Here is a 17777-nt window from a genome sequence, read left to right as displayed (position 1 = left end):
TCCTCCTTCCTCGCAGGAGCCGTCATTCAATCGAATGATGGAGAGATGTACAACCCTCATTGAGCTGGGGATATCGCCTCCAGCGATTGATTGGTTCCGGTAGGCGGCCTCGGGTAGGCTCAGGCGTATGAGCGCCCGGTCAGACGACGGTCCCAGTCGTGAACGCATCCTGGAAGCGGCTACCCGGCTGTTCGCCGAGCGCGGCTACGACGCCACGAGCACCCGCGCCATCGCGGAGGCCGTAGGGCTCAACATCGCGACGGTCGCCTATCACGTCGGCGGGAAGGCGGAGCTCTACCGGGCAGTGATGCGCCGGGCCCACCTGGCCCAGCGCGAGGTGGTCACCGCCGCCCTGAAGCAACTGCACGCGTGCGGCCCCTCGGAGGCGGAGACCCGGGCCGCGCTGCTCGGCTTCGTCGACGCCTATCTGAACCTCTGCCTGAACCATCCCGAGGTCCCGGCGCTGTGGATGCGCCGGTGGCTGTCGGAGGGAGGTGACCTGGCCGAGATCGAGGCGGAGTTCGCGGGGCCACTCATCACCGAAGTCGCCACCTCGGTACGGGAGGTGCTCGACCGCGTCGGCCTCGGAGCCGGCATCGACATCGAGATGCTGGTGTTCACGATCGTGTGGAGCGCGCACTCGTTCACCCAGGCCGGGGTCATCGAGCCGACGGGGCGCCGGCTGGGCCCCCGCGACCTGGTCGTGTTCGACCGGTTCCGCAGGCACCTGCACGACATCGTGACCAGCGTGTTGGACCGTGGAGTCACGGACGCAAGGGCTGCGGATCACGACGGCCCGGGCTGGGCCTCCTCGCCGTCGTAGGCGGCCAGTGCGGCCTGGCGGAGTTCCAGCAGGTCGCCGAGGTCCTCGTTGGACACGTGCTCCCGGGCAAGTGCCACCATGGCCCTGGCCTCGACCGAGGCCCATGCGTGCCGGGCCCGTTTGTTGGCGCGGCGCCTGGTGTCGCTGCGCAGGAAGCCCGCTCCCGCCGTGAACCCGGCAGCGGCCAGAGCGGCCAGGGCGGCGGGAACGCGCACGTCCGCCGAAGCCAGTCCCGCCGCACCTGCCGTGCCCGCGAGCAGGGCTGCGGGGAAGCCGAGGACGATGTCCACCCTGGTCCAGAACTCGGCCCGGCGGTGGGCGAGTTCCCTCTGTCGCGTCGCCTCGTCTCTCATCCGCTCGATCTCGGAACGGAGACGTTGCGCGATCTCGTGCGGACCCGGGCGCGTGGTTACATCAGCGGAAGCGGCCATGATGGCATTCCAACACGCCTACCACAGAAGGTACTTGGGGAGCCCGAACAGCCTTTGGGTGTGGTGGACGTGAGCTTCCCACAAGGGTGTGCCGCCATGTCGTGACGAACGGCCCCGCATCGGCACGCCGAACCGGCCGGTGACCCCCGGCAGAGGATGAGTCGGCTCCCGCCCCCTCAGTGAGCGATGCCGTCGATCAGTTCGCGCGCACCCTGACGCAGGAGGGCCACGGCCACGGAGGTGCCGAGGGTGGCGGGGTCGAGACGGCCGGCCCACTCGTGGGCGTTCAGGACCGTCTTGCCGTCGGGAGTGAAGACCTTGGCCCGGAGCGAGAGTTCGCCGTTGCCCTCCACCTGTGCGTAACCGGCGATCGGCGAGTTGCAGTGACCCTGAAGAACGTGGAGGAACATCCGCTCGGCGGTGGTCTCGCGGTGGGTGGCGGGGTCGCCGAGTGCGCTCACCAGGTCGATGAGTTCGGCGTCGCCCTCGCGGCACTGAAGGGCCAGTACTCCGGCCCCGATCGGTGGACACATCACCTCCGGCGACAGAACCTCGGTGATCACGTCGGTACGGGCGATGCGCTCCAGGCCGGAGACCGCCAGGAGCAGCGCGTCGGCCTCACCGGCGGCGAGCTTCTCCATGCGACGGTTCGCGTTGCCGCGCATCGGAACGCAGTCCAGGTGCGGGTGCGACGCGGCCAGTTGGGCGGACCGCCGCACGGAGGAGGTGCCGATCCGGGTGCCGGGCGGGAGCTGGTCCAGGCGGACTCCGGCCGGGTGGACCAGGGCGTCCCGGATGTCGTCGCGCTTGAGGAACGCCGCGAAGGTGGTTCCGGCGGGCAGGGGCCGGTCGGCGGGGATGTCCTTGACGCAGTGCACCGCGAGGTCGGCGTCACCGGCGAGCAGCGCCTGGTCGACCTCCTTGGTGAAAGCGCCCTTGCCTTCGACCGCGCTCAGGTCGCCCATCCACTTGTCGCCCGTCGTCTTGACCGGGACGACCTCGGTGCGGGTACCGGGGTGGAGCGCGGCCAGCTCGGCGCGCACCCGCTCCACCTGAGCGAGGGCCATGGGTGAGTCGCGGGACACGATGCGGATCAGGTCTGGGGCCGACATGGCGCCCATGATAGGCCGTCAGGTCCGTCGTTTCGGCCCGGAACCGTCGGGTGGCCGGGAACGGACCCCGACTGGACGGGCGGTAGTGAATCATGGTGCTGACGTAGCGGGTGTGACGGGCGGCCGAGGGAGCGGGATGATTTCCGAGCCGGAGATGGCGGGGGAGTTCGAGGCGTCCGCCGCACGCGAAGTGCTGGTTCAGTCCGGCCCGCGGCCCGCGGGAGACCGCCCGCCCCGAGCTCCCGGTCCGCCGGCCCGGTGGTGGTGGGCGCTCGGCGGGGCCGTGGTGGCGTCGGCCGTGTGGGGGGCGGTGCTGTACACGGACGGATCGCGTGACGCGGCGCCCGACCTGCACGGGTACCGGTTGGGCCAGGATCCCTGTGCGGCCGTGGGGCTGAAGTCGCTCGGGGCGGCGATCGCGCCGAGAGAGCCCGAGAATCAGTTCGAGGCGGGGGCGCTTAGGCATGAGGCCCTCGACCAGGCCCAGTGCTACATCCCCCTGCGTACCGGGAGCGAACAGCAACGGGCGGAGAAAGGGTGGTCCGCCGAATACACCATCACGGTCAAGATCGCCCTGCACAAGAAGACCGATCCGCGCGTCGAATTCGAGGCCGGGCGGACCGCGACCGAGCTCGGGGTGGATCCGGAGATGGATATCGAGGCCGTGCCGGGCCTCGGCGACAAGGCATACCTGCTCTCCTTGGACGAGGGGGACCAGGAGCTGCGGGTGCTGCACGGCGGGGCCGTGCTCTCGCTCGCCCTCTCGTCCTCCTTGAACTGGGAGGACAACGGGAAGGCACCCGATGACGCGGTGAAGCTGCCGGATCTGGGCGTCCACAAGGCCGCCATGATCAGCGACATGCGCGACCTCATGTCCACCCTCCAGAGCTGAGCCGGCGCGCCGGCCGCCTCCGTGACGGGAGGGGGGCGGGCGGAGCGGTTGTCAGCGGCTACGGGCGCCCGATGCGCAGGGTCCACCGGTCCAGCCGTGCTCTGTCCCCGCTCAGCGTGCGCTCGCCGGGGGTGAACCCTGCTCGTCGCGCGACCGCGGCAGACGCGGAGTTGCCCGGCTCCACCTGGATCACCGCCTCCTGGCCGCCCTCGCTCGCGGCGTACCGGGACGCCAGGACGACCGCCCGCGTCGCCAGACCGCGCCCCCTCCAGGGCGGGTAGAGGCCGTACGCCACATTCACCTGGCCGGGGCTCAGGCCCTCTCCTTCGAACCGCAGGTCGATCGTCCCCGCGAGAGACCCGTCGGCTGCCCCGTCGACCGGCCCGTCGGCGTCCGTCCGGATGCCGAACGCCCGGAGCGGCCCGGCCGTGGCCCACTGTTCCCGGCAGTGCCGGAAGTACGTTTCTACGTTCTCCCGCGTGCCGGGACCGCCGTTGAGGTAGCGAGCGAGCAGTTCGTCCTCTCCCGCGAGGTGTGCCTCCACATCGTCCGGGTGGAGCGGGGACAGGGTGATGATCCCGTCGGACAGCCTCACTTCACGCATCCGGCGATTCTCGACGCCACAGCCGACCCGCGCCATCGGATTCCGTCGTACGGGGCACGGAGCCGCCCGCCGCCCCCGGTGAGCCGGCCACCGGGCCGCGCGGCGGGCATACCGCGGGGGGAGTACGCCGGGGGAGCGCCGTACGCCTTGAGGAGGCCGGGCACTTCCGCCTGACGGCAGCGTAGGCGGGGCGGCGGTCCGCTTAGGCTCGACATCATGGAGACCCCTATTGCGCGTACGTCCAGGTGGCGGCGGATGCTGCCCCGCTCCCGAGGCCGGTGGGCCGCGGGTATCGCCGCGCTCGTGGTGCTGGCCGGGGCGGGCACCTGGACCGCCGTGGCCGACGACAGCGGGCCGGACGTGCACCGGCAGGACCGGATGATGCGCGTCGACGGGGTGTCCGTCGACACCTCGTACTTCACCACCGGCGGCACCGAGCGCCGGCCCGCGGTGCTCATCGGCCACGGATTCGGCGGCAGCAAGGCCGATACGCGGGCGCAGGCCGAAGAGCTGGCCGCCGACGGGTACGCCGTCATGACGTGGTCCGCGCGCGGCTTCGGGAAGTCCGGCGGCACGATCTCGCTCAACGCACCCGACCGCGAGGTCAAGGACGTCTCCCGGCTGATCGACTGGCTCGCCGCCCGCCCCGAGGTACGGCTCGACGCCAAGGGTGACCCCCGCGTCGGCATCACCGGCGCCTCCTACGGCGGGGCCGTCTCGCTCCTCGCCGCCGGGTACGACCGGCGCGTCGACGCCATCGCCCCGGAGATCACGTACTGGAACCTCGCCGACGCGCTCTTCCCCGACGGGGTGTTCAAGAAGCTCTGGGCCGGCATCTTCGTCACCACCGGCGGCGGCTGCGGCAACTTCGAGAAGCAGCTCTGCGACATGTACGAGCGGGTCGCCGTCAGCGGCAAGCCGGACGCCGCCGCGCGCGCCCTGCTCACCGCACGGTCCCCGAGCGCCGTCGCCGACCGCATCAAGGTGCCCGCGCTCATCGTGCAGGGGCAGACCGACTCCCTCTTCCCGCTCGGCCAGGCCGACGCCATGGCCAAGGCCATCAAGGGCAACGGCGCACCCGTCTCCGTCGACTGGATCGCCGGCGGGCACGACGGCGGCGACATGGAGACCGGCCGGGTGCACGAGCGCGTCGGGGACTGGTTCGACCGCTACCTGAAGGAGGACGAGGGCGCCGCCACCGGCCCCGCCTTCCGCGTCACCCGTACCGGCGGCATCGACTCCACCGACGGGGCCGCCCTCACCCGCGGCGCGAGCGGCGACACCTACCCCGGGCTGCGCAGCGGCCCGGAGAGCGTCGAGCTGCGCGGTGGCACGCAGAAGTTCAGCAATCCCGCCGGAGCCAGTCCGCCCGCGATCTCCGCCGTCCCGGGCGTCGGCGGCGGCCTCGCCCAGCTGTCCACGTTCGGCGTCGGGCTCTCCATCGACTTCCCCGGGCAGTACGCCCGCTTCGACTCCGCCCCCCTCACGACCTCGCGGCGCATCACCGGCTCACCGACCGTCCGCGTGAACGTGAAGGCGGGACAGGGCGACGCGGTGCTGTTCGGCAAGGTGTACGACGTCTCGCCGGACGGGAAGCAGCAGGTGCTGCCCTCCCAGCTCGTCGCCCCCTACCGGATCACCCCCGCGCAGCAGGGCAAGCCGATCGAGCTGACGCTGCCCGCCGTCGACCACGAACTCGACTCCGGGCACCGGCTCCGCCTCGTGCTCGCCGCCACCGACCTCGGCTACGCGTCCCCGGCCGCGCCGACCACGTACACCGTCTCCCTCGACGGCCCGCTCACCCTCCCCACCGCGCCCGGTCTGAAGACGGCGGCGGCCACGCTGCCCTGGTGGACCTGGGGCCTCCCGGCCGCCGCCGTCGTGATCGCGGCGGTCCTGCTGCTCGGCTCCCGCCGCCGTACCGCCACCCCCGCCCCGGACCCCGCACTCACCGACGTACCGCTGCAGATCACCGGCCTGTCGAAGAAGTACGCCAAGTCCGCCGACCGGTACGCGGTCAGGGAGCTGTCGTTCCGCGTCGAGAAGGGGCAGGTGCTCGGGCTCCTCGGGCCGAACGGCGCGGGCAAGACCACCACGCTGCGCATGCTCATGGGGCTCATCACGCCCGACGACGGCGAGATCCGCGTCTTCGGACGGGCCATCCGGCCCGGTGCGCCCGTGCTGTCCCGCGTCGGGTCCTTCGTCGAGGGGGCCGGCTTCCTGCCGCACCTGTCCGGCCGTGCCAACCTGGAGCTGTACTGGCAGGCCACCGGCCGCCCCGCCGAGGACTCGCACATGGAGGAGGCCCTGGAGATCGCCGGGCTCGGCGACGCACTGGCCAGGGCCGTCCGTACGTACTCGCAGGGCATGCGGCAACGCCTCGCCATCGCCCAGGCCATGCTCGGGATGCCGGACCTCCTCATCCTGGACGAGCCGACCAACGGGCTCGACCCGCCCCAGATCCGCGAGATGCGGGACGTGATGATCCGGTACGCGGCCGGCGGCCGGACCGTCATCGTCTCCAGCCACCTCCTGTCCGAGGTCGAGCAGTCCTGCACCCATCTGGTGGTCATGGACCGCGGCCGGCTCGTCCAGGCCGGACCCGTCGCCGAGATCACCGGCTCCGGCGACATGGTCCTGGTCACCTCCGCCGACGAGATCACCGAACCGCTCGTCGAGAAGATCGCCGCACTCGCGGGCATCGGTTCCGCCGTCCGTACCGACGACGCGCACGGACTGCTCGTCCGGCTCGACGGCGCGACCTCGCCACAGCTCGTCACCGAACTGGTGCGTCTGGACGTGCCGTTGACCGGCGTCGGGCCGCACCGCCGCCTGGAGGACGCGTTCCTCACCCTGATCTCCGGAGGCTCCGCATGAGTACCGCAGCCGAAGTCGCCGAGGCCCCCGAGGCGCCCGGATACCGCGCCCGGCGCACCCTCCCGCTGCGCGTGGAGGCCGTACGCCAGCTGCGCAGGCGGCGCACCCTGCTGATGGGCGGGGTGCTGGGCGCGCTGCCGTTCATCCTGATCATCGCGTTCGCGATCGGCGGCACCCCGGACGGCGGCCCCGGGGGCGGTGAGCGGGTCACCCTGATGGACACCGCGACCGCTTCCGCGGCGAACTTCGCGGCGACGTGTCTGTTCGTCTCGGCCGGCTTCCTGCTCGTGGTCCCGGTTGCGCTGTTCTGCGGCGACACCGTGGCCTCCGAGGCGAGTTGGTCCTCGCTGCGCTATCTGCTGGCGGCGCCCGTGCCCCGGGCCAGGCTGCTGTGGAGCAAGCTCGTCGTGGCGCTCGGCTTCAGCCTCGCCGCGATGGTGCTGCTGCCGCTCGTCGCACTGGCCGCCGGGGCCGCCGCGTACGGCTGGGGGCCGCTCGAACTGCCCACCGGCGGCGCGCTGGCGACCGGGGACACCGTGCCCAGGATCGCCCTCGTCGTCGCCTTCATCTTCGTCTCCCAACTCGTCACCGCGGGGCTGGCGTTCTGGCTGTCGACCAAGACGGACGCCCCGCTCGGCGCGGTCGGCGGCGCGGTCGGACTGACCATCGTCGGCAATGTGCTGGACGCGGTCACCGCGCTCGGATCCTGGCGCGACTTCCTGCCCGCCCACTGGCAGTTCGCGTGGGCCGACGCGCTCCAGCCCGATCTGGAGTGGGCCGGCATGGCGAAGGGCGCGGCCATCTCGGTGACGTATGCCCTGATCCTGTTCGCCTTCGCCTTCCGTGGGTTCAGTCGTAAGGACATCGTGTCCTGACCTTGACATTCCGCCGGGTCACCGTCCGTCGTTGCCGCATCGAGATCGTTCCGCAACGTCTTCGACGGCTCCGGCGGCCCCGCTCGCACGTCACATTCCCAAGTGGTGACACGACGACACAGGGGGCCGACGGATGGGACGCAGGACAAAGACGTACCGGGGAGCGGTGGGGTTGTTCCTCGCGGGGGGCGTACTGCTCACGGGATGCTCGGGCGGCGGGACGAACGACACGAGCTCCGCCGAGAGGGGTCTACGGGCGGCCGGTCCCGCACCGGCCGCCCCCGGTGGCGGGGCCGCCGCGGACGTGCGGAGGCCGACGGAGGGCGCGGAGAGGACGGACGGGCTGAAGGAACCCGCCGCACCCGACTACCTGTCCACCTTCGCGCTGGACGTGGACACCGCCTCGTACGGCTACGCGCGCCGCACCCTCGCCGACGGCAGGCTGCCGGGCCCGGAGACCGTACGGCCGGAGGAGTTCGTCAACAGCTTCCGCCAGGGCTACCACCGCCCGGACGGCAACGGATTCACCGTCTCCGTCGACGGCGCACGGGCGGGCGCCGAGGACGGCGACTGGTCGCTGGTACGGGTCGGCCTCGCCACCAAGGCCGCGCCCAGCAGCGCCGAACGGCCGCCCGCCGCGCTCACGTTCGTCGTCGACATCTCCGGCTCGATGGCCTCGTCCGACCGGCTCGGTCTGGTGAAGACCTCGCTCGGCATCCTCACCGACGAGCTGCGCGACGACGACTCGGTCTCCCTGGTCACCTTCAGCGGCGAGGCGAAGACCGTCCTGCCGATGACCCGGCTGAAGGACCACCGCGGGAAGATCCACGACGCCGTCGACTCCATGGAGCCCGCCGACTCCACCAATGTGGGGGCAGGCGTCCGGCGCGGTTACGAGGAAGCCGTCGACGGCCACCGCAAGGGCGCCAACAACCGCGTCGTCCTGCTCTCCGACGCGCTCGCCAACACCGGTGACACCGACGCCGACGCGATCCTCGAACGGATCGACTCCGCCCGCCGCGACTACGGCATCACCCTGTTCGGCGTCGGCGTCGGAAGCGACTACGGCGACGCCCTGATGGAACGCCTCACCAACAAGGGCGACGGCCACACCACGTACATCGCCGACGAGGAACAGGCCCGCAAGGTCTTCGTCGACCAGCTGCCCGCCCACATCGAACTGACCGCGCGCGACGCCAAGGCGCAGGTCGCGTTCGACCCGAAGACCGTGGAGAAGTTCAAGCTGATCGGCTACGAGGACCGCAAGGTCGCCGACGACGACTTCCGCGACGACAGCGTGGACGGTGGCGAGATCGGCCCCGGCCACACGGTGACGGCGCTCTACGCCGTACGCCTGCGGGACGGAGCCTCCGGCCATGTCGCCACCGCGACCGTGCGCTGGCTGGACCCCAAGTCCCGGGCGGCGCACGAGGAGACGGGCTCGGTCGAAACCGGCGCGATCGACGGCGAACTGTGGGGCGGAGGCAACCCCCGCCTCCAAGTGACGGCGACTGCCGCCTACTTCGCCGACAACCTGCGGGGCGGCGCGCTCCCGGGTGCGCCCGGCCTGGGTGAACTCGCCACCAGCGCAGAGGAACTGGCGCGGACGACCGAGGACGCCTCGGTGGCGAAGCTGGCCACCGCCATCGCCGACGCGGACCGCCTCAAGGGCGGCCGTAGCGACACCGGAACGGGTGCGGGCGAGGGCGAGATGGACTGACCGGCGCGTCAATCCGCGGCGGGTTGGCCGTACAGCCTTGCGAATTCAGGCTGTACGGCCGGTCCTGTCACGCCATGATGAGCCCATGGCCTCCCTGTTCCTGAATCTCGCCGTGGCCGCTACCGGCCTCTACGCCGGCTTCATGCTGACGTTCCTCGTCGCGATCATGCCCGGGCTCGGCGCACTGTCCGACGAAGGCTTCACCTCGGCGATGCGCCGCTTCAACGAGAAGGTCCCCGGGCCCGTCTTCCTCGTCCTCTTCCTCGGCGTGATCGCTCTCCCGGCGGTCGCGGCCTTCACCGAGTACGGCGAGGACGGGTGGCCGCTGGTCGTCGCGGCGCTGGTGTGCGCCGTCGGCTCCCACCTGGTGACGATCGCGGGCAACATCCCGTTGAACCAGGCGCTGGCCGACTCCGAGGGCGGCGACGACAGCGCGGCCCGTACCGCGTTCGAAGCCCGCTGGAACGCCCTCCACCGCGTCCGTACCGTGCTCTCGCTGGCCGCGTTCGTCCTGCTGGCGGCCGTGGACGTCTGACGGGGCACGGCCGCCGCCTCAGGCCAGGTGGAAGACCTCGGTGAGCGGCACCATCGCCTCGTCCGCCGCCTCCGACTGTTCGAAGAAGCCCGCCATGTCACGCTGCCACCGCTCGTTCACCTCGGTCGCGGCCATCGCCTCACGGGCCGCGTCGAAGTCCTCCGTCTCCAGATAACCGACGAGCAGCCCGTCCTCGCGGAGGAAGAGCGAGTAGTTGTGCCAGCCCGCCTCGGAGAGCGCCGCGAGCATGTCGGGCCAGACGGCGGCGTGACGCTCGCGGTAGGTGTCGATGCGGTCCTTGCGTACGTTCAGCAGAAAGCAGACGCGCTGCATGATCGGGACTCCCGGGCGAGGGGCGCGCCGCCGCGGGGCCGCAGGGCGCACGGACTGAAAGGTTTCAATCAAGCTCGTCGAAAGTTAGACGGGCGACGGGCGCGCGGTCAACGGCACAGCGGTCCCGCCGCCCAGCGGGGGCGCGCCGGTCATGGGGTGTCGGGTCCCGCTCCCCAGGCCTTACGCGTTCGCTACAGCACCCTCGCTACCGTGCTGTGACCTGCTGAAAAGGCCCTCCCGAGGGAGGGCCTGACATGGGCTGGGCTGATGCGCCCCCGGCAGGACTCGAACCTGCGGCCAAGCGCTTAGAAGAGAGTGCTTCTCTCTGCCAACTACGGGGCCCTGACCAGCGGAGCAATGGTGGACTTAGGTCGCCAACCTACCTCGTCCCCGCGCATTCACCGGAAGACCTCATTCCGCCCCTGCCGTCACCGGTCTGGTTTGCCGCTGCGATCGTGGCCTCGACTCGGGTGTCGCAGACGAGAGGGCGTGATCTGGGTAGCGTCCGGGACGCATGTCACTGGCGGCTGCCCGTTGGTCACTGCGGAGCAGCCTTGGGTGGCCCCTCAAACGTTCGGAATTCGCGGCCAGTCTATGGTCTGGCCAGCTAGCATCTAATCTCACTCCAGAGGTGGGGCTCTCACTGTGGCTCTTGGGCGGGGAGGGCGCTGGTGGCGCAGAAAGGGGGTGCGGCGAGTGGCTGGGAACGTAATTCGCAGTGTTGGTATGTAGCGCTGAGATGAAGTGGCTTCCGCGATCTTGGAGACTCTATGGCACGCCTGATTAGCGCTAACATGTCCACGACGGACACCACGCTGCTGGTGACCTTCTCCGTCGACACCGAAGAGAGTACGTCCGCCCCGACTCAGGTAATCCTTGTTGAGCATGACGATGTTGCCATAAATTTCTTCGCTAATGGTCCATGCTTCAAGGTCGGATCGAGTTGGGAGTTCAGACTTCCTCTCGAAGATGCCGACCGGCGCAGGATTGTTCAACTCCTGAAGGTCTTGGACGGCTCAGGGCGAGAAATTGAGATTAGTGAGCCGCTGATCTTCATTGAGTCCGAGGCGGGTAAAGAATGGCGCTCCGGAGACTTCGCGAAGACTGAACTCGCCAAGACGGAAGCGGCAAGGCAGGGGCGCTATTCGCTCACTCTGCAAGTGGACGGCGCCCAGGAATCCGATCAGATCTTCTCTTGCGTCGTGCTTGTTGACGGCCTTTTGGTTACGTCGCAACTAAGAGTTCCTGGGATTTCAGTTCTAAAATTGACGGATTCCACGTTGGGTTCTGATGCAGTTGACGTACTGAATTCCGTCTTGGGTCAACTCGGGTTTAATTCGTTCGTGTCCCCTGATGCGTGGCTAACCGAAATGCGTAGCAGGCGCCCTGCGGTCGTGATCCATGTGGCGTCCATTCAGGCCCCAGATGCATCCGCTGCTGCTACCGCGAGCCGCAAGCTGGCGCACCAGCTCCTGGACCTGCTAGCGCTGAACAGGGGCAGTCGAGGACGCATTATTGGCGGGGTGATTGGAACCCCTGTTACTGCGTCGGCCGGAAGCGTTCAATTTTCTGGGTCGTGGATTGAAGGTGCTGGATACCAAGGAAACCTAATTGGTGGTTTCATCTCTGGCGAAGATCCGCACGCACTTCTCGGCCAGTGGAGCACTGTAAGTCAGGATCCTCGCCTGCGTCTCTGGCTGTCGCTCTATTCGGACGCCCTTAGGGATGAGCGGTGGGATTACCAACTATTTCGCTGCTTTAACCTCTTGGAAGGGATCGGCAAAGAGAAGCTGTCCGCGAATGCGGCCATCATCGGTTCTGATGGAAATCCGAAGCTCCAGGAAAATGGTCAGCGATACACTACGAAGCATGCCCAAGGTGCAGTCTTCGAGCTCCTCAGGTTGGTCGCTTCGATGACTAATCAGGCCGAGTCCAACTTTGCTCAGCGCGGAGTTGGTCCGAGCGGTGATTTGTGGGATGAGGTCGGCGTCTGGACCGTGGTGCGTAATTCTGTCGCCCACCGTGGTGGCTGGTCTCTGCCGGAGGGGGAAACCCCTGACGCCAAGCATGCCAAGATTGAGGGGGAAATTAAGGCGCGAGGGCACGATCAAACGATGGGGGCGGGGGTAGTGGTGCTCGTTCGATCTATCAGAAGTGCCGCTGAGGCTACTATTCGGGCGGGCCTACGACAGATTATTTGAGACCAGCTACGCGTCTTTTCGGAATTCAGGTGACGGCCCGTTCCTGTCGGATATATCGGCAAGGGACGTCCATGCCCACGTAGCTTCAGAACGGCCCACCACTACATACACATAGCCTGGTCGGGTTTCCGCCTAGCACTTCGTCTCGCGCAGTCACGTGCGACCCTGGCAGCAACCGAAAGCTCGTGGAAGGAGGTGCCGTGCCGGAGGTCAGTCCGCGCGGAACCTATCTGCTCATCGCTGATGCGCTGCGGAGGGAGATCGAGCAGGGACAGCTAAAGGGTGGTGCCTTGCCGTCAGAGGCCGCCCTGATGAAGGCCCACGATGTCTCCCGCAACACCGTCCGTCGCGCGCTCAAGGCGCTGGAGTCCGAGAAGCTGATCACGTCCGTGCCGGGGGCCGGCTGGCGCGTGTCCCGGGCTCCCATTCCGCCGCTTGTCGAGCGCTTGATCGCCGTCATCACCGAAGACTCGCTCGGTGTTGGCGATCGGTACCCGTCAGAGGCGATCCTCTGCGAGCGCTTCGGAGTGTCCCGGACAGCCGTACGTCACGCTCTTGCACTGATGGGCGGCACCGGGCTGCTCGCCACTGTGCACGGCAAGGGGCGGACCGTGCGCACCCTTCCAGAGACCCGAGAGGAGCCATAGCCTTGCCCTCCATGGGGCTTACTGAGTGGGCATACTCGCTCTCCGAATCAATGCTGGCCGAACCGCTGCCGCGTCGCTGGGTGCACTCCCTCGGTGTCGCCAAGCGGGCACGTTCCTTCAGCCCGATCCTGGGTCGCGACGCCGAGTTGCTGGAAGCTGCCGCCGTTCTGCACGACGTCGGATACTCCCCATCCATCGCCACCACCGGCTTCCACCCGCTCGACGGGGCCCGGTTCCTCCGAGACCAGGAGGGCGCCGACGAGCGGGTTGTCCGGCTCGTCGCGCATCACTCCTGTGCGCTCCTGGAGGCTGAGGAGCGGGGACTGCGGCAGGAGCTGGAGACCGAGTTCGAGCTGGAGCGGCCCGAGCTGGTTGACGCCCTCATCGTGTCGGACATGACCACCACCCCGGACGGCGGGCACACGACGCCGGCGGCCCGGCTGGAAGAGATCGTGCAGCGGTACGGGCCGGACACGATCGTTGGTCGCTTCATCCAGCGAGCGGCGCCGGAGATCTACGCCGCCACCGAGCGGGTGGAGGGCCGGATGGCCCTTGCCTCGCCCAATAGTCAGCCGATGTAGGGCTCCTTGCGCGACTCGTCCAGGGCGTGGTGGATCCGCAGACGCATGGATGGGTGGATGTTGAGTTCAGCGAGGTCCGCCGGGTTCACCCAGCGGACCTCTTTGGACTCACTGCTCGTACGGAGGGCTCCGCCCACCGGGTGGGCTCGGAAGCAGATAGAGAATTGCTGCCGCACCTCGCCATCCGTATATGCGAGCACGTGTTCCGGGTCGGTGTAGAGCCCGACAATGCCGTCCACCTCGACCTTGATGCCGGTCTCCTCGTCGACCTCGCGCACAGCCGTGTCAGCGATGCGCTCGCCGATGTCGTGACCACCTCCGGGCAATGCCCACAGGTTGTTGTCGGTCTTGTGAATGACCAGGAGCCTGCCCGCGTCATCGAGCACGGCGGCCGTGACTGAGGGCACCACCGAGTTGGCCGCGGGGGCGTTGGGGTCACGGAAGTAGTCGACTCGGCTCATGCGTCTGGAGCTCCTAGGTCAGTGGGCGAGGAGATGGGCCGCGCGGTTTCCCAGACTCGTTCAACACTCTCTGCGTAGGCGTCGAACAGCTCACCTCCGGGGACACGTTGGATGTGCAGCACCGGTGCCATGTACGCGCCCACCCCGTACAGGTGGCCGTTTGCGAGCATCTCGTCATCGGCTCGGTAGATCGAGTTGTAGAGCGTGGTGGAGTGGAGCCGAAACTCCACCCCGGGGAGCTGGAACAGCGAGGCATAGTTGACCAGCGCGTTGCGAATCTTGCTGCTCATCGCGCCCCCGATTCCCTCGTCCTTTCCGCGCACGGCGACGGCTGCAGACTCGGGATCCCCGAGCATGAACCGGATGCGGGCGCCGGCAGCCGACTTCTCCTTGACGATGTGGTGGAATGCCGCGTCCTCGGTGAGCCAGAAGCCCGAGTAGACGAGTACGTCAAAGTGTCGCGAGGCACGGGCGTAGAGCTGTGGCCAGAGGCGGTTCGGAACCACGGAGCGATGGGGGTAGAGCTTGATCAGCTCAGCATTCCCAGCTTCCGTGACCTGCGCCGACGTCCGCTCGTCTGGCCACAGGTAGGACATCTCGCACCGCAGCAGCGAGGCTGCCGCGTACTTGAAGCGGTGGTACGGCTGCCGCTTCGGCTCGTTGACCCAGCGTTCGACCGTCTTGGCCGACACGCCTAGTTGTTCCGCGACTTGATCGAGCGATAAGCCGCTCTTGGTGATCGCGCCGCGCAGCCGCTCATTCGCCATCTCGCGCTCTCCCCGCAGTGGGACGACTAGGGACGACTTCACCGTAGCCAAGTCGTGCACGAGCCGTACAGGTACGGAGTCCAACGTCTGGGCTTCGGCGACCAAGCTGAAGGCACATCAACGGAGTGGCGCGGTAGCCCCGAAGAGTGAACGGGCTTGACGCCGCGGATTCTTCTCCCCATGATGAGGAACAGGTACTACATGTACCTCTCCGGATTTCGGTCTGGCGAGAGGTGCTGCATGCGCAGAGGGCGGGGACGCTGCAATCCCGCTAAAGGCCAGGTAGGACGCAATGGGCTTCGGCCCGACTGGCGAGGTGGCCCGGCGACCGCGAGCAACGGCCGGCGAGTGGGGACGTGGTCCCCCTTGCAGTGATTGCCCTGATCCGAACACCAGAGAGGAACCCCATGAGTCAGCGAAGTACGTGGGCGCCGCCCGTGCTGGACCGGCCGGAGTGGTGAGCCCCTCGCGTCAACGCATCACCTGATCTGCCGCTCGCGCGGCCGGTTGCCTCCCCCGCCCGTCCAGACCGCCTAGCGCGGCGCTGTACGGGCGGGGCCGAGGGGAGCCGGACTGTCCGGACCATGACCAGTGGGAGAGCTTCATGCCGATGTACAGCTTCACCGCCGATGTCGCCGACACCCTGTCCCCTGGGGGGACCACCAACGCTCGCGGCACCCTGAGCGCGCCCTCGCCGGAAGCGGCCAGGAAGACGGTCATGACCAGCTTGCGGTCCAGGGGCTACGAGCCGACCGGAGATGTCACGGTCACGCCGAAGTAGCCACATGCACCACCCACAGCCTCGGCATACACGCCGTGAGGGCGCCGGATCAGATCCGGCCCGGGGCACTGGCCGCCAGTTTCGGCGGCCGGGCTCACCACCGCGTGGTGAGCCCATCCCCTGAACGGCGCGCGGCCCCGGTGGTGAGACACCGGGGCCGCTGTTTCGGGCCGTTCCACCTACCAGGGAGAAAACGACCCATGAAGACCATCGCTGCACTTCAGAACCTTGTTACGGCCGCTTCGCTCGACTTCGAGCCGTCGGCTGCCGAGCTGGACGCGATCGAGCTGGAGATGCCGCTCATCCGGGCGGAGGTCGAGTTGCTGGACGCGCAGATCATGACGATCGACCGGCCGGCGAACGAGCTGGACGTACGGCGCGTTCGCCGGGCCCGTAACCGGGTCATGGCGGCGCGGCGGGACCTGACCAACCGCGCCACGTCGACCCTGACGGGCGGTGCGGCATGAGCGCCAACATCACCCCCGAGCGGGGCGCTCTGGTCGTCGTGTTCGTCGGTATCGCGCTGGCTCTGACCGGGGCGGGGTTGGCGTCCCTGCTGGGTGAGCCGTCGTGGCGGTGGCTGGCCACGGGCGGCGTTCTCGTCCAGGTCGCCGGTTGGGTGCGCTACAGCCGCGCCCGGCGGGGCGGTGAGCGGTCATGATGGCGCTTCCCGCGCAGATGTCGAACAGCGGCGGCAGGTGGAGCCTGTACGTCCCGTTGATGAACACCACCGCGACCGCGTGGCCCGGGCACGTCTGGAACCGCACGGCCGCGGTCCCGACCGTCTTGGAGCGCGAGCGCGTGCTGAACGGTCTCGGCTACGAGAGCGTGCCGGGTGATGAGTGGTCCTGGATCGAGGACAGCGACATCCCCGGCGACCCCGCGTCGCCGGTCCGGTTGATCGCCGCTGTGCGGGTCCGCCCCTTGCTGTGGGGCGGTGTGGCATGAAGGCCAAGACCGTTCTGCCGGCCGTCGCGATGACGGCGGTGTCCATGGTCCTCACGCTGGCCGTGGTGATGATGTGGCTCGGCACGGCGATGCCGTGGCCCGTCGCTCTGGTCGTCGGTCTCGGGATCGACGGCGGGTGGCTGGCCACCCTCGCCTACGAACGCCGCCTCGCCGCGCAGGGCGACCACAGCCGCGTCGTCACCGGGGTCGGCTGGGCATTCGGTCTGATCGCGACCGGCGTTCTCGTCGCCCACGCACTGCTGGCCGAGGAGTCCGCCGGCGCGTGGCTGGCCGTCGCCTGGCTGCCCGTCGCAGCCAAAGCCTTGTGGCTGGTGCACGGGCTGTGGGAACAGACCGCGCTCACCCCAACCGCGCTCGGCTCGATCCGCGGTATCCAGCAGGAGGCCCGCGACGAAGCGGCCGTGGCCCGCGCCCGCCTTCGGGCCGAGGCCGCGACCGAGGAGACCCGGCTGACGGCCGTGACGGAAGCCGGGTCACGCGTCGCACGCGTCCAGGCCAAGACCGCCCAGACCCTCTCCCAGGCATGGTCGACGCTGGAGACGGCGCGGAACGGCGAGGACACCAGCAGGGCGCTGACCAGTGTGACGACCCCCGTCACACCCGGCGTCACACCCCGATGGGAGCTCCCCGTCTGGGGGCCCACCGATCCCGTCCCAGCGCTCGCGCTGGAAGCGGCGCCCGCCCTCACCGATGACGCGCTGGACGCCCTCGTTGACGAGATCCGGCACAGCGAAACCCCGGCCCTGTCCTACCGCGAGATGGCCACCCGGTTCCGAGCGGCCGGCCACTCCGCATCCGAAGTCCGGCTGCGGGGCGCATGGAAACGCATGGTCGCCTGATGGCCGCCCTGCCTGAGTACCGGTGGCGGCTGGCCCCGGACGGATACGCGACCCGCCGCCAGTTGCGGGCGTTGGGGCTGCGGCCCGGCGGACAGGACGTCGCCGCCGTGCTCCACCGCCCGCGCCGCCGCCGCGCTCCGCTGGTCGCCTACCTCTACCGCATCGACCACGCCAAGCCCGTACGCCCCATGACCCCGGGCCGCGCCGCCGCGCTGGCCAAGGCCATGCGAGCTCGCCGCACCTGCCCGAACTGCCGCCGGGATGCCGGGTACTGCATCCCGCGCTCACTCGGCATGTGCGTGCCCTGCGCCGACTCCCACACCACCTGA

The 17777-nt window shown here is 69.1% G+C and carries 21 protein-coding genes; 15 read left to right on the top strand and 6 right to left on the bottom strand.

Annotated features, from left to right (window positions below):
* The first annotated feature begins 127 nt into the window (after nt 1-127).
* Nucleotides 128-823 carry a TetR/AcrR family transcriptional regulator gene (locus OG446_RS12055; protein ID WP_328894027.1) on the top strand — a complete coding sequence of 232 codons (696 nt, stop codon included), beginning with the start codon at nt 128-130 and terminating at the stop codon, nt 821-823.
* Here OG446_RS12055 and OG446_RS12050 read toward each other — a convergent pair.
* Both OG446_RS12050 and hemC read right to left on the bottom strand, forming a co-directional pair.
* On the bottom strand, nt 787-1254 hold the full coding sequence (locus tag OG446_RS12050; RefSeq protein WP_328894026.1) for a hypothetical protein: 468 nt from the start codon (nt 1252-1254) through the stop codon (nt 787-789). The two genes, OG446_RS12055 and OG446_RS12050, sit on opposite strands and share 37 nt — an antisense overlap.
* Before the next feature lie 176 nt (nt 1255-1430).
* The gene (gene hemC / locus OG446_RS12045) at nt 1431-2366 is read right to left on the bottom strand and encodes a hydroxymethylbilane synthase (RefSeq protein WP_326662130.1); all 936 of its coding nucleotides are present in this window, start codon (nt 2364-2366) and stop codon (nt 1431-1433) included.
* A gap of 136 nt (nt 2367-2502) precedes the next feature.
* Between hemC and OG446_RS12040 the strand changes: the two genes are divergently transcribed.
* Nucleotides 2503-3258, top strand: coding sequence for a hypothetical protein (locus OG446_RS12040; RefSeq protein WP_328894025.1), 756 nt, complete (start codon nt 2503-2505; stop codon nt 3256-3258).
* A 58-nt stretch (nt 3259-3316) separates the two neighbouring features.
* Here OG446_RS12040 and OG446_RS12035 read toward each other — a convergent pair whose 3' ends face one another.
* Nucleotides 3317-3862, bottom strand: coding sequence for a GNAT family N-acetyltransferase (locus OG446_RS12035; RefSeq protein WP_328894024.1), 546 nt, complete (start codon nt 3860-3862; stop codon nt 3317-3319).
* Between the two features lie 216 nt (nt 3863-4078).
* Here OG446_RS12035 and OG446_RS12030 point away from each other — a divergent pair, with 216 nt between their 5' ends.
* The 4 genes from OG446_RS12030 to OG446_RS12015 all read left to right on the top strand — a co-directional run bounded on the left by OG446_RS12030 (nt 4079) and on the right by OG446_RS12015 (nt 9869).
* Entirely contained in the window at nt 4079-6739 is a 2661-nt protein-coding gene (locus OG446_RS12030) for an alpha/beta fold hydrolase (protein ID WP_328894023.1), read from the top strand.
* Nucleotides 6736-7614 (top strand): ABC transporter permease, encoded by an 879-nt coding sequence (locus OG446_RS12025; RefSeq protein ID WP_328894022.1) that lies wholly within the window; start codon nt 6736-6738, stop codon nt 7612-7614. The genes OG446_RS12030 and OG446_RS12025 overlap by 4 nt, the downstream gene beginning before the upstream one ends.
* Nucleotides 7615-7747: 133 nt before the next feature.
* Nucleotides 7748-9334: a vWA domain-containing protein gene (locus OG446_RS12020; protein WP_328894021.1), complete on the top strand. Its 1587-nt coding sequence runs from the start codon at nt 7748-7750 to the stop codon at nt 9332-9334.
* A gap of 85 nt (nt 9335-9419) precedes the next feature.
* On the top strand, nt 9420-9869 hold the full coding sequence (locus OG446_RS12015) for an anthrone oxygenase family protein (RefSeq protein WP_328894020.1): 450 nt from the start codon (nt 9420-9422) through the stop codon (nt 9867-9869).
* Nucleotides 9870-9887: 18 nt separating this feature from the next.
* Here the strand turns inward: OG446_RS12015 and OG446_RS12010 are convergent, their stop codons facing one another.
* The gene (locus OG446_RS12010; RefSeq protein ID WP_328894019.1) at nt 9888-10202 is read right to left on the bottom strand and encodes an L-rhamnose mutarotase; all 315 of its coding nucleotides are present in this window, start codon (nt 10200-10202) and stop codon (nt 9888-9890) included.
* A 770-nt stretch (nt 10203-10972) separates the two neighbouring features.
* On the opposite strand from OG446_RS12010, the gene OG446_RS12005 reads away from it, so the two are divergent.
* From OG446_RS12005 to OG446_RS11995, 3 genes are all read left to right on the top strand, one after another.
* On the top strand, nt 10973-12403 hold the full coding sequence (locus OG446_RS12005; RefSeq protein ID WP_328894018.1) for a hypothetical protein: 1431 nt from the start codon (nt 10973-10975) through the stop codon (nt 12401-12403).
* A 200-nt stretch (nt 12404-12603) separates the two neighbouring features.
* On the top strand, nt 12604-13050 hold the full coding sequence (locus OG446_RS12000) for a GntR family transcriptional regulator (protein WP_328894017.1): 447 nt from the start codon (nt 12604-12606) through the stop codon (nt 13048-13050).
* Nucleotides 13051-13061: 11 nt separating this feature from the next.
* Nucleotides 13062-13631 carry an HD domain-containing protein gene (locus tag OG446_RS11995; protein WP_328894016.1) on the top strand — a complete coding sequence of 190 codons (570 nt, stop codon included), beginning with the start codon at nt 13062-13064 and terminating at the stop codon, nt 13629-13631.
* Here the strand turns inward: OG446_RS11995 and OG446_RS11990 are convergent.
* Nucleotides 13619-14092 (bottom strand): NUDIX domain-containing protein, encoded by a 474-nt coding sequence (locus OG446_RS11990; protein WP_328894015.1) that lies wholly within the window; start codon nt 14090-14092, stop codon nt 13619-13621. The genes OG446_RS11995 and OG446_RS11990 overlap by 13 nt on opposite strands.
* Complete coding sequence (locus OG446_RS11985; protein ID WP_328894014.1) at nt 14089-14859, bottom strand: helix-turn-helix domain-containing protein; 771 nt, start codon at nt 14857-14859, stop codon at nt 14089-14091. Before OG446_RS11985 ends, OG446_RS11990 begins: the two co-directional genes overlap by 4 nt.
* Before the next feature lie 604 nt (nt 14860-15463).
* On the opposite strand from OG446_RS11985, the gene OG446_RS11980 reads away from it, so the two are divergent.
* The 6 genes from OG446_RS11980 to OG446_RS11955 all read left to right on the top strand — a co-directional run bounded on the left by OG446_RS11980 (nt 15464) and on the right by OG446_RS11955 (nt 17777).
* The gene (locus OG446_RS11980) at nt 15464-15640 is read left to right on the top strand and encodes a hypothetical protein (protein ID WP_328894013.1); all 177 of its coding nucleotides are present in this window, start codon (nt 15464-15466) and stop codon (nt 15638-15640) included.
* A gap of 200 nt (nt 15641-15840) precedes the next feature.
* Nucleotides 15841-16107, top strand: a complete 267-nt coding sequence (locus OG446_RS11975; RefSeq protein WP_328894012.1) for a DUF6284 family protein — start codon at nt 15841-15843, stop codon at nt 16105-16107.
* Nucleotides 16104-16301, top strand: coding sequence for a hypothetical protein (locus tag OG446_RS11970; protein WP_328894011.1), 198 nt, complete (start codon nt 16104-16106; stop codon nt 16299-16301). The genes OG446_RS11975 and OG446_RS11970 overlap by 4 nt, the downstream gene beginning before the upstream one ends.
* Nucleotides 16298-16588: a DUF6303 family protein gene (locus OG446_RS11965; protein WP_328894010.1), complete on the top strand. Its 291-nt coding sequence runs from the start codon at nt 16298-16300 to the stop codon at nt 16586-16588. Before OG446_RS11970 ends, OG446_RS11965 begins: the two co-directional genes overlap by 4 nt.
* Complete coding sequence (locus tag OG446_RS11960; protein WP_328894009.1) at nt 16585-17448, top strand: protein spdB; 864 nt, start codon at nt 16585-16587, stop codon at nt 17446-17448. Before OG446_RS11965 ends, OG446_RS11960 begins: the two co-directional genes overlap by 4 nt.
* Nucleotides 17448-17777, top strand: a complete 330-nt coding sequence (locus OG446_RS11955) for an RRQRL motif-containing zinc-binding protein (RefSeq protein ID WP_328894008.1) — start codon at nt 17448-17450, stop codon at nt 17775-17777. The genes OG446_RS11960 and OG446_RS11955 overlap by 1 nt, the downstream gene beginning before the upstream one ends.

The organism is Streptomyces sp. NBC_00236 (assembly GCF_036195045.1).
GTDB lineage: Bacteria > Actinomycetota > Actinomycetes > Streptomycetales > Streptomycetaceae > Streptomyces.
Note: the sequence above shows the minus strand (reverse complement) of the source record. Positions and strands in the feature narration are given on the sequence as shown.